This is a genomic window from Corynebacterium sp. 212_CJEI (assembly GCF_001055915.1).
GTDB lineage: Bacteria > Actinomycetota > Actinomycetes > Mycobacteriales > Mycobacteriaceae > Corynebacterium > Corynebacterium jeikeium_D.
This window is the reverse complement of the sequence record NZ_JVPT01000074.1, coordinates 22,028-33,359: the sequence shown is the minus strand read 5'-3', so window position 1 is coordinate 33,359 and position 11,332 is coordinate 22,028. Positions and strand designations below refer to the sequence as shown.

At 58.1% G+C, this 11,332-nt stretch carries 8 protein-coding genes and 2 tRNA genes; 8 read left to right on the top strand and 2 right to left on the bottom strand.

What is annotated here, in order from left to right:
• A partial coding sequence (locus ADB02_RS09900) for an IS3 family transposase (protein WP_080969624.1) occupies window positions 1-1,185 on the top strand: 1,185 nt, incomplete at its 5' end.
• A 113-nt stretch (window positions 1,186-1,298) separates the two neighbouring features.
• Here ADB02_RS09900 and ADB02_RS09895 read toward each other — a convergent pair.
• Window positions 1,299-1,373, bottom strand: a tRNA-Gly gene (locus ADB02_RS09895).
• A 563-nt stretch (window positions 1,374-1,936) separates the two neighbouring features.
• Between ADB02_RS09895 and ADB02_RS09890 the strand changes: the two genes are divergently transcribed.
• The 5 genes from ADB02_RS09890 (at window position 1,937) to clpX (ending at window position 6,268) form a co-directional block, all read left to right on the top strand.
• Window positions 1,937-2,013 (top strand) — tRNA-Pro (locus tag ADB02_RS09890).
• A gap of 59 nt (window positions 2,014-2,072) precedes the next feature.
• The gene (tig, locus tag ADB02_RS09885; protein WP_049190868.1) at window positions 2,073-3,449 is read left to right on the top strand and encodes a trigger factor; all 1,377 of its coding nucleotides are present in this window, start codon (window positions 2,073-2,075) and stop codon (window positions 3,447-3,449) included.
• Between the two features lie 141 nt (window positions 3,450-3,590).
• On the top strand, window positions 3,591-4,163 hold the full coding sequence (locus ADB02_RS09880; RefSeq protein WP_016422302.1) for an ATP-dependent Clp protease proteolytic subunit: 573 nt from the start codon (window positions 3,591-3,593) through the stop codon (window positions 4,161-4,163).
• 46 nt (window positions 4,164-4,209) lie between these two features.
• Window positions 4,210-4,833, top strand: coding sequence for an ATP-dependent Clp protease proteolytic subunit (locus ADB02_RS09875; protein ID WP_369707172.1), 624 nt, complete (start codon window positions 4,210-4,212; stop codon window positions 4,831-4,833).
• Window positions 4,834-5,005: 172 nt separating this feature from the next.
• On the top strand, window positions 5,006-6,268 hold the full coding sequence (gene clpX, locus ADB02_RS09870) for an ATP-dependent Clp protease ATP-binding subunit ClpX (RefSeq protein WP_049190865.1): 1,263 nt from the start codon (window positions 5,006-5,008) through the stop codon (window positions 6,266-6,268).
• 62 nt (window positions 6,269-6,330) lie between these two features.
• Here clpX and ADB02_RS09865 read toward each other — a convergent pair whose 3' ends face one another.
• Window positions 6,331-7,116, bottom strand: coding sequence for a TetR/AcrR family transcriptional regulator (locus tag ADB02_RS09865; RefSeq protein WP_049190863.1), 786 nt, complete (start codon window positions 7,114-7,116; stop codon window positions 6,331-6,333).
• Window positions 7,117-7,346: 230 nt separating this feature from the next.
• Here ADB02_RS09865 and ADB02_RS09860 point away from each other — a divergent pair, with 230 nt between their 5' ends.
• Together ADB02_RS09860 and ADB02_RS09855 are read left to right on the top strand one after the other, a co-directional pair.
• Complete coding sequence (locus ADB02_RS09860; RefSeq protein WP_049190862.1) at window positions 7,347-8,330, top strand: malate dehydrogenase; 984 nt, start codon at window positions 7,347-7,349, stop codon at window positions 8,328-8,330.
• A gap of 213 nt (window positions 8,331-8,543) precedes the next feature.
• Window positions 8,544-11,279 (top strand): valine--tRNA ligase, encoded by a 2,736-nt coding sequence (locus ADB02_RS09855; RefSeq protein ID WP_049170997.1) that lies wholly within the window; start codon window positions 8,544-8,546, stop codon window positions 11,277-11,279.
• Window positions 11,280-11,332: the final 53 nt, after the last annotated feature.

Here is an 11,332-nt window from a genome sequence, read left to right as displayed (position 1 = left end):
AAGCTTCGTGCTGTTGAGCTCTTCAACGCTGGTTGGAGGCCAGCTGACACCGCTGTGGAATGCGAGCTGCGCTCAAAGATGAGTGTCTATTCTTGGGCACAACGCCACCGTGAAGAGGGAAAATGGGGTTTGATGTCGAAAAGAGAACGCAAAGAGCACACTCGCATGCCCACCCGAGCAGCATTCGAGAAATCATTAGCCGATGATCCTGCAGAACTGAAAAAGCAAATGGCTCAACTGCTCGTTGACAAGGCTGTTTTGGAAAAGGAGCTGGAACTTGTAAAAAAAGACGTCAGCGTCATCCCGGGGCAGCTCAGCAATAAGCACAAGGCTGAAGTGGTTGACGCGTTACGCGGCGAGTTTCCGTTATCTATGCTGCTTGCTGCTATTGATCTTGCGGCATCAAGCTTCTACTACCAACTCCAACAGCGATTTGCTCCGGATAAGCACGCGCATATCCGCGAATTGCTTCATGAGATTAGTTCTGAGTCGAATAACACCTACGGCTATCGCCGACTTTGGTGGGAACTGCGCCATCGCGGGATCGTTATCAGTGAGAAGGTCGTCCGCCGTCTCATGCACGAAGAGGGAATTCGTCCCTGGTTCCCGAAACGAAAGTGGCGTTACTCCAGCTATCAAGGGGAAATTTCTCCCGCACCACCTAACCTGGTGAACCGTAATTTTCATGCTGAGCATCCAAATCGGTTGTGGCTGACTGACATCAGTGTTTTCGCTACTAACCAAGGTCGCGTGTACCTGTCTGCCATCATTGACTGTTTTGACGGGAAGGTCGTGGCAGCAAAAACAAGTGTTCATCCCACCATGGAGTTAGCAGAAGAAACTTTGTACGCAGCAATCGCAACCGAAAAGCCGGCAATGGATGGCTCCTTGGTGATTCACTCAGACCGCGGAGCACATTATCGAGGCAGCAGCTGGCGAAGTATGACCGAGAAGTTCGGAATACTTCGCTCGATGTCGAAGAAAGGTTGTAGCCCCGACAATGCAGCATGCGAGGGGTTCTTCGGCCGAATGAAAAACGAAATGTACTACGGCAGAACCTGGCAGAACCCTCAAGAGCTCAAAGAAGCAATCGCGACATACATTGAGTTCTACAACAATCACCGAATCAAGATCAGCCTCGATGGTTTGAGCATTGCCGAATACCGAAAAGTCAATGTAGCGTGAGATTGAAACTGTCCAAAAAAACGTCCGCATCCCCTTTTGCTACTTAACCCCATTTTGTCGTTTAACCCAAAAAGAAGAACACCCTCCGACGCTGGCCGGAGGGTGCTTTCACGTGGAGGGGATGACGGGAATCGAACCCGCGTCTTCAGCTTGGAAGGCTGAGGTATTAGCCACTATACGACATCCCCATAGACAGAAATCCGGTTTAGATGCGCACTCGCCTCAACCAGACCGTGTCTTGGTACAAGGCATATTAACTCGTTAAAGCGCACATACAAAAATCGATGCCAGGTTTTTCTCGAAGGATTTAAAGAAAAGTGGCTGTGGCCGGGAAAAACAGAAAATGAAACTAAAGCAATATGGGGTATATGAAACAGGCGTATAGCCGTTGATTACACTGTCACACGACTCAACAAAGGGGCAGTCGTTTTAGGCGGCTTCTTTGGGGAGTCGGCCGACGAATGGAGTGTTTGCAGTAAACGAGGCCGCCAAAAGCAGTGCCGAGGTGATGCAAACGCCCTGTGATATGCATGGTTTTCATGAAACCGGTAGTAGTTGGCAGGTTGGCTCTCGATGGCGTCGTAAAGCGTTTTCAGACAGAGCATTAGCCTGGTTGAACGCGTGGTTTTGTGATTTCATTAATCGTCAGGTAAATCTATACGGGTCCGTTGTGGAAACGCGATTTCGCGCCTATGAGGGCCCCGGTGCAGATGCTCCAAAGGGGTTTCTGCTAGGTTTCGAATGACGCATACGGGGTATGGCGCAGCTTGGCAGCGCGTCCGCTTTGGGAGCGGAAGGCCGTGGGTTCAAATCCCGCTACCCCGACCAGTATCACGGGCACTCCCGTGGTCTATGAATTAATCATCGAGTTGCAGGAGAGTGCACCAGTGAAGTCTTCCGTTGAGAAGCTCAATGAGACCCGAGTGAAGATTACCGTCGAGGTCCCGTTTGACGAGCTGAAGCCAGAGTTCGACAACGCCTACAAGGCACTGGCTCAGCAGGTCCAGATTCCGGGCTTCCGTAAGGGCAAGGCACCGGCAAAGTTGATTGAGGCCCGCTTCGGCCGCGGCCCAATCCTGGAGCAGGTGCTCAACGACATGGTTCCGTCCCGCTACGACGAGGTCGTTCGCGAGGAGGACCTGAAGGTTATCGGTCAGCCTGAGGTCGACATCACCAAGCTGGAAGACGGCGAGCTCGTTGAGTTCACCGCTGAGGTCGACGTCCGTCCGGAGATTGAGCTGCCGAAGTTCGAGGACATCGCAGTTGAGGTTGATCCGCTGGTCGCCGACGACGAAGCTGTTGAGGCTGAGCTGCAGGACCTGCTCGCTCGTTTCGGCACCCTGACCGGCGTCGAGCGTGCAGTCGAAAAGGACGACTTCGTCTCCATCGACCTGTCCGCCACCATCGACGGCGAAGAGCTGGAAGAGGCCTCCACCGAGGGCCTGTCCTACCAGGTCGGCTCCGATGACCTGATTGACGGCCTGGATGACGCTGTTGTCGGCCTGTCCCAGGGCGAGTCCAAGGAGTTCACCACCAAGCTGGTTGCTGGCGAGCACGAGGGCGAGGACGCTCAGGTCACCGTTACCGTTCAGTCCGTCAAGGTCCGCGAGCTGCCGGAAGCTGACGACGACTTCGCTCAGATGGCTTCCGAGTTCGACACCATCGACGAGCTGAAGGAAGATTTGGCTCGCCAGGTTGAGAACACCAAGAAGGGTGAGCAGGCTCAGCAGGTTCGCGACAAGGTTCTGGCTGCCGCTATGGAGCAGACCACCATCGCTCTGCCGGAGGGTGTTGTCAAGGAGCAGGTCGAGGGCCAGCTGCAGCAGCTGCTGGGTCAGTTCGGCGGCGACGAGAAGGTTCTGAACTCCATGCTGGAGGCACAGGGCACCACCCGTGAGCAGTTCGACGAGGACTCCAAGAAGTCCGCTGAGGAAGCTGTCCGCACCCAGCTGTTCCTGGACGCACTGGCTGAAGAGATCCAGCCGGATGTTTCTCAGCAGGAACTCACCGACCACATCCTGTTCACTGCTCAGTCTTACGGCATGGACCCGAACCAGTTCATCCAGCAGATTCAGCAGTCCGGCCAGCTCGGCAACCTGTTCGCAGACGTTCGCCGCGGCAAGGCTCTGGCTACCTCGATCCTGAAGGCTTCCGCCAAGGACACCGAGGGCAACGAAATCGACCTGAACGAGTACTTCGGTGAGGTCGAGCCGGAGGCTGAGAAGGCTGAGTCCGACAAGGCTGAGGACACCTCCGCTGAGTAAGCCCCGCAATTAGCGCGGCGCGTTCGACATGACGCAACGCTTATAGCGAACAAGGGCCGTTCCCGAAACAAAGGGGCGGCCCTTTTCGTTACCCTCTAATGAACGACAAAACTCGCACACGTACGAAAAAGGAGTACACCGATGAGCGATAACGCCCAGATGTCGACGAACACGGTTTTCGACAAGCTGCTCAAGGAGCGCATTATTTGGCTGGGTGAGCAGGTCGACGACGAGATTGCCAACAAGCTCTGCGGTCAGATGCTGCTCCTGGCAGCTGAGGACCCAGAGGCGGATATCTCGCTGTACATCAACTCCCCGGGTGGCTCCGTCACCGCCGGCATGGCCATTTACGACACCATGCAGTTTGTTCCGTGCGACGTGGCTACCTACGGCATGGGCTTGGCAGCTTCCATGGGCCAGTTCCTGCTCGCCGCAGGTGCTAAGGGCAAGCGTTACGCGCTGCCGCACGCCCGCATTATGATGCACCAGCCATCTGCAGGTATCGGCGGAACCGCATCCGACATCACCATTCAGGCTGAGCAGTTCGCTGCCACCAAGAAGGAGATGGCTCGTCTGATCGCGCAGCACACCGGTCAGCCGGTTGAGCGCATTGAGGAAGACTCGGACCGCGACCGCTGGTTTACCGCAGCTGAGGCTAAGGAATACGGCCTGGTTGACCACGTCGTGACCGCCCTCAAGGACACCGCACGCTAAAAGCGGACAGTAGCGAATAATTAGAGGCGATTTAATCAACATGGAGATGAACAATATGCAGATGCCGCAGTCGCGCTACGTGCTTCCTTCTTTCGTGGAGCACTCCAGCTTTGGTGCTAAGGAATCCAACCCATACAACAAGCTCTTCGAAGAGCGCATTATCTTCCTCGGCTCCCAGGTCGACGATACTGCCGCTAACGACATCATGGCGCAGCTGCTGGTGCTCGAGGGGCTGGACCCGGATCGTGACATCACGATGTACATCAACTCCCCAGGTGGCTCCTTCACGTCGCTGATGGCCATCTACGACACGATGCAGTACGTGCGTCCCGACGTGCAGACGGTGTGCCTGGGCCAGGCTGCTTCCGCGGCAGCCGTCCTGCTCGCTGCGGGTGCACCGGGTAAGCGTGCAGCTCTGCCGAATGCGCGCGTGCTCATTCACCAGCCGGCCACCCAGGGTATCCAGGGCCAGGTTTCCGACCTGGAGATTCAGGCGAACGAGATCGAGCGCATGCGCAAGCTGATGGAGGAGACTCTGGCTCGCCACTCCGGTCGCACTGCAGAGCAGATCCGCAAGGACACCGACCGTGACAAGATCCTGACCGCTGAAGAGGCCGTCGAGTACGGCATCATCGACCAGGTCTTCGAGTACCGCAAGCACAACGCTTAAAAGGGGACATGGTCTCTCTGGCGTGCTGCGCACTGGCCGTCGTAAAGCGCCGAGCGAGATTGCGTGAAATTCGCCTCGCCCTGGCGTGGAAGCCGGTAATTGCGCACACTCACGGTAGGCTGGTCTGAAGCAATTATTGGCAACGAAGCGGAAAGGCGGCGGCGGGAGCCTCATGGCGCGTATGCAAGAAAGTGCGGATTTGCTGAAGTGCTCTTTCTGTGGAAAGAGTCAGAAGCAGGTCAAGAAGCTGATTGCCGGACCTGGTGTGTACATCTGTAATGAGTGCATCGAGCTCTGCAACGAGATCATCGAAGAGGAGCTCAACACCGGCGGCGAGGCAACTGGCAACGACGACCGCCTGCCGCGGCCGATGGAAATTCGAGACTTCCTCGATGAGTACGTCATCGGCCAGGACATGGCTAAGCGCACCCTAGCGGTAGCGGTCTACAACCACTACAAGCGCCTTCGTGCTGCGGAGACCAAGTCGGACAACGACGTCGAGCTGCAGAAGTCGAACATCCTCTTGCTGGGGCCGACTGGCTGCGGCAAGACGTACCTCGCGCAGACACTGGCTCGCAAGCTGGATGTGCCGTTCGCGATTGCTGACGCCACCAGCCTGACCGAGGCCGGCTATGTCGGTGAGGACGTGGAGAACATCCTGCTGAAGCTGCTGCAGGCGACTGATTTCGACGTCGAGAAGGCACAGCGCGGCATCATTTACGTCGATGAGATTGACAAGATTTCGCGCAAGTCCGAGAACACTTCCATCACTCGCGATGTCTCCGGTGAAGGTGTGCAGCAGGCGCTGCTGAAGATTCTCGAGGGAACCGTAGCCGCCGTGCCCCCGCAGGGTGGGCGCAAGCTGCCGAACCAGGAGTTCATTCAGTTCGACACTTCCAACGTCCTGTTCATCGTCGCCGGTGCGTTTGCCGGTCTGGAAAAGGTCGTTCAGGAGCGAGTCGGCAAGAAGGGCCTGGGCTTCGGAGCAGATGTCACCTCGGCTAACGACGAGGACATGAAGGATCCATTCCGCGACGTGCTGCCGGAGGACCTCGTTCGATTCGGCCTGATTCCCGAGTTCATTGGCCGCCTGCCCGTTATCGCATCGGTCACCAACCTCGATGAGGACGCGCTGGTTCGCGTACTCACCGAGCCCAAGAACTCCCTGGTCCGCCAATACCAGCACCTGTTCGACATGGATGGTGTGCGCCTCACCATCGACGACGAGGCACTGCGCGCCATTGCTGCCAAGGCGATTAGCCGCAATACCGGCGCCCGTGGTCTGCGCGGCATCATGGAAGAAATCTTGGTTCCCGTGATGTTCGACGTACCAGAGCGTGACGACGTTGCGGAGGTCATTGTCCACAAGGAATGCATCACGGACGGTGCAGCGCCAGAACTCGTTGAACGCAGCGCGGACAAGAAGACTGCGTAAAGGTAGCTGAAAACCCGGTTAGAGCGCCTGCTCTAACCGGGTTTTGATGTCTGTGTGGAGCCCTAGTCGTCCATGCCGTAGATGTCGCGGTAATCCGGGGCATCATCAGCAGCCAAGTCCTGAGTCTCTGGGTTGGGCTGATCGCCATAGACCTCTGCGCCAAGCGCGGACGAGTTCGCGCCATGGGAGGCCAGCAAGGAAGTGTACGAGCTTCCCGGTTCGTTGCGAGGCGAGGATGTCAACAGGCTGGTCACGGTGTCCTGTGCGAACTCACGCAGCTTGTCCGACAGCACCGTCGACTGCATTTCAATGCCGTAGAGGTTTTCAAAAGTCCGTTGGTGCAGGGTGGGGAAGGTGGCCAGTGAGAGCACGAGAATATAAAGATCAAGTGCGGAAATGTCAGTGCGGAATGCACCGTAATCGCGGCCGAGCAACAAGATGCGGTCAAACTCCAAAACAATTGGGCTCTGACCACCAAGCCCAGTCACGCCTTCTAGCGGCAGGACCGGATGTAGGTTTTCCTGGATGATGAACCGCACGGCGAGCGGGTTCGCCGAGAAGTAGTCATAGATAACACCGACCACATGCTGCAGGGCTTCCACCGGCACATTGGAGTGCGGGCGCAGGTCGTCGTCGTCAGGCCTTACGGTCTCCAGCACATGTGCCCACGTCGCCCTGTAGAGTCCCAACTTGTCACCACAGTGGTAGTGAAGCATGCGCTTGGAGACACCAGAGGCGGCAGCAATGGCATCCAAACGGGCATCTGCATACCCCTTTGCGGTGAATTCTTGAAGTGCTGCCACCAAGACTGCATGGGGGATTGCATCAGAGGAGCCTGGAGACTTCATGAAAATCCTTTGCTTGGACTAGAGAGAGACTAAGGGGTTTTGGCTATCTAACGGGGGTGAAATTGGTCAGTCGCGGACTTCTTTCTAGTGAAATGAGTACACGACCGTAAGTCATGCCTAATGCTATCCGTTTTTCAGAAATGGCCTGAGCGCATCGCCCCCGTCTGCGCCAATTCTGTAGTCGCATTAGAGTGGGCAGCGAATTGATTCTCTCTCGAGAAAGGCCTGAAGTGAACAAGACTCCCGTAAAGGTTGCAGTTACCGGCGCCGCCGGACAGATCGCTTACTCCCTGCTCTTCCGCATTGCCAGCGGTTCGGTTTTCGGCCCTGAGACCCCGGTTGAGTTGAACCTGCTGGAGATCACTCCGGCGCTGCACGCCACCGAAGGCGTCGCCATGGAGCTGTTTGACTCCGCCTTCCCGCTTCTGACTGGCATCAACATCACCGATGATCCGGCAAAGGCATTCGACGGTGCCAACGCCGCCTTCCTGGTCGGTGCAAAGCCGCGCGGCAAGGGCGAGGAGCGCTCCGCACTGCTGGGCGCCAACGGCAAGATCTTCGGCCCGCAGGGTGCTGCACTGAATAATCACGCAGCAGACGACATCAAGGTTCTGGTTGTCGGCAACCCGGCCAACACCAACACCATGATTGCCGCTTCCCACGCTAAGGACATCCCGGCAGAGCGCTTCACTGCCATGATGCGCCTGGACCACAACCGTTCCCTGTCCCAGCTGTCGCAAAAGATTGGTGTTCCGACCACTGAGATCAAGAACATGATCGTCTGGGGTAACCACTCCGCAGACCAGTTCCCGGACATCACCTACGCCACCATTGCAGGCGAGAAGGTCTCCGACAAGGTTGACGCTGCATGGGTCGAGCAGGACTTCATCCCGCGTGTCGCGAAGCGTGGCGCAGAAATCATCGAGGTCCGCGGTTCTTCCTCCGCAGCTTCCGCTGCAGCTGCCGCAGTTGACCACATGCGTGACTGGGTCACGGGTACCCCAGAGGGCGAGTGGGTCTCTGTCGCACTTCCGTCCGACGGCTCCTACGGCATCGACGAGGGCCTGGTCGCTGGTGTTCCGTGCTACGCCAAGGACGGCGAGTGGGTTCGCGTTGAGGGCCTGGATCTCTCCGAGGTTCAGCGCGCTGGCATCGAGCGCAACGTCAAGGCACTGCGCGAAGAGCGCGAGGCTGTTAAGGACCTGCTGGTCTAAGAGCTGTTCAACGGCCGTTTAGAGGCGCTCTCTTGTGATGATTTCACAAGAGAGCGCTTTTATTTTGCGCGGTAATCACGGTTTGGTTCGGAGCGAGAATAAGGCTTGAATTCGGCGGTGCATAAGTCGCTGATAGCAGATATGGGTGGGGCGCAAGGGCCGTCGTAAAGCCCCTGGAAAACCAAATCCGGGCAAGGCGCTAAGATGTGACGCGTGACTGAGAACAACGTGGACCTAAACAGAGCAGATAAGTTGCCCAAGTCGTGGAACCCGGCTGACGTGGAGTCGGACCTGTACCAGGGCTGGGTAGACGCTGGCTATTTCGAGGCTGATCCGTCTAGCTCCAAGCCGGCTTACTCTATTGTGCTGCCCCCGCCGAATGTGACGGGTCAGCTGCACATGGGCCACGCACTGGACCACACTTTGATGGATGCGCTGGTGCGCCGTAAGCGCATGCAGGGCTACGAGGTGCTGTGGCTGCCGGGTATGGACCACGCGGGTATCGCAACTCAGACCAAGGTCGAGGCGATGCTGAAGGAGTCCGAAGGTAAGGACCGCTTCGATTACGGCCGCGAGGAATTCGTGGAGAAGGTCTGGGAGTGGAAGCACGATTACGGCGGACGTATCGGCAACCAGATGCGCCAGATTGGTGACTCCCTGGATTGGTCCCGTGAGCGCTTCACTCTGGACGAGGGCCTGTCCCGTGCGGTTCAGACGATTTTTAAGGAACTGTTTGACCGCGGCCTGATTTACCGCGCCAAGCGCATGGTCAACTGGTCGCCAGTGCTGCAGACTGCAATCTCGGATATTGAGGTCAAGTACGAGGACGCTGAAGGCGAGCTCGTGTCTTTCCGCTACGGCGATGGGGAGGACTCCATTGTTGTGGCGACGACTCGTGTGGAGACGATGCTGGGTGACGTGGCAATTGCCGTGCACCCGGAGGATGAGCGCTACACGCACCTGGTGGGCAAGGTTCTGGACCACCCGTTCCGCGAGGACCTGAAGATTCAGGTCATCGCCGATGACTACGTGGACCGCGAGTTCGGTACCGGCGCGGTGAAGATCACGCCGGCGCACGATCCGAATGACTTCGCTATGGGCCAGCGCCACGACCTGGATATGCCGGAGGTCATCGACACCACTGGCCGTATCTTCAACACTGGCACGCGTTTCGACGGCATGGATCGTGCGGAAGCCCGTACTGCGCTGACGGAGGCGCTGCGTGAGCAGGGACGCATTGTCAAGGAGATTCGCCCGTATGTTCACTCGGTTGGTCACTCGGAGCGCTCGGGTGAGCCGATTGAGCCGCTGCTGAGCTTGCAGTGGTTCGTTAAGGTCGATGAGCTGGCCAAGATGTCCGGCGATGCTGTTCGCGAGGGCGACACGGTTATTCACCCGGCTTCGCAGGAGCCGCGCTGGTTCGACTGGGTCGATGACATGCACGACTGGTGTATTTCCCGTCAGCTGTGGTGGGGCCACCGCATCCCGATCTGGTACGGCCCGAATGGCGAGGTCGTCTGTGTCGGCCCGGATGATGAGGTCCCGACGGGCGACGGCTGGACGCAGGATCCGGATGTGCTGGATACCTGGTTCTCCTCTGCGCTGTGGCCGTTTTCCACGATGGGTTGGCCGGACGCCACCCCAGAGCTGGAGAAGTTCTACCCGACATCCGTGCTGGTCACCGGCTACGACATTCTGTTCTTCTGGGTCGCGCGCATGATGATGTTCTCGACCTTTGCTGCCACCCTGCCTGATTCACCGCTGGGCAAGGGTCGCGACGGTCGTCCGCAGGTGCCGTTCAAGGATGTCTTCCTGCACGGTCTGGTCCGCGATGAGCAGGGTCGCAAGATGTCGAAGTCTCTCGGCAACGGCATTGACCCGCTGGACTGGGTGCGTGATTACGGTGCGGACGCACTTCGCTTCACGCTGGCTCGTGGCGCTAACCCGGGCTCTGACCTGCCGGTCGGTAACGACGCCGCACAGAGCTCCCGTAACTTCGCTACCAAGCTGTTCAACGCCACCCGCTTTGCACTGATGAACGGTGCCCACGTGGGCGAGCTGCCGGACCGTGACCAGCTCACCGACACCGACCGCTGGATCTTGGACCGCCTGGAACAGGTCCGCGCCGAAGTCGACTCTGCGCTGGATAAGTACGAGTTCTCCAAGGCCAACGAGGCCCTCTACCACTTCGCATGGGACGAGGTCTGTGACTGGTACCTGGAGATGACCAAGGTTGACTTCCCACGCCTGAATGACGGCGAGACCATGACCGAGGAGCAGGCCGCCCGAGCCGCCTCCACTCGTCTGGTTCTAGGCCGCGTGCTGGATACGCTACTGCGTCTGCTACACCCGTCCATGCCGTTCGTCACGGAGACGCTGTGGAAGGCGCTTACCGACGGCGCGGAGGGCTTCGAGGACTCTCTGGTTATTTCCGCCTGGCCGGATGCAACCATGACCACCGACGGCGCTGCTGTTGATGAGGTTGCCGCACGTCGTATTGCCGATGCCCAGAAGTTGGTCACCGAGCTGCGTCGTTTCCGCAATGACCAGGGTGTGAAGCCGTCGCAGCGCGTGCCGGCACGCATGAACCTGGCGGATGCTGATCTGACTGCTCAGGAAGAGATGATTCGTTCGCTGGCTCGTGCTGAGGCACCGGAGGACGGCTTCACCGCTACCGCTTCCATTGAGGTGCGCCTGTCTCAGGCCACGGTCCTGATCGAGCTGGATACCTCCGGCACCGTCGACGTGGCCGCTGAACGCAAGCGCCTGGAAAAAGACCTGGCCAAGGCCGAGAAGGAACTGGCCGGCACCGAAAAGAAGCTCGGCAACGAGGCCTTCTTGTCCAAGGCTCCGGAGCAGGTCGTGGAGAAGATCAAGACTCGCCACCAGTTCGCACTGGAGGAAATTGACCGCATTAAGGCTCGTTTGGAGGGACTTCCGCAGGCATGACCGAACCACGGGATATCGAACCTCGGGGTGCTGAATCACACGATGAGATTGCA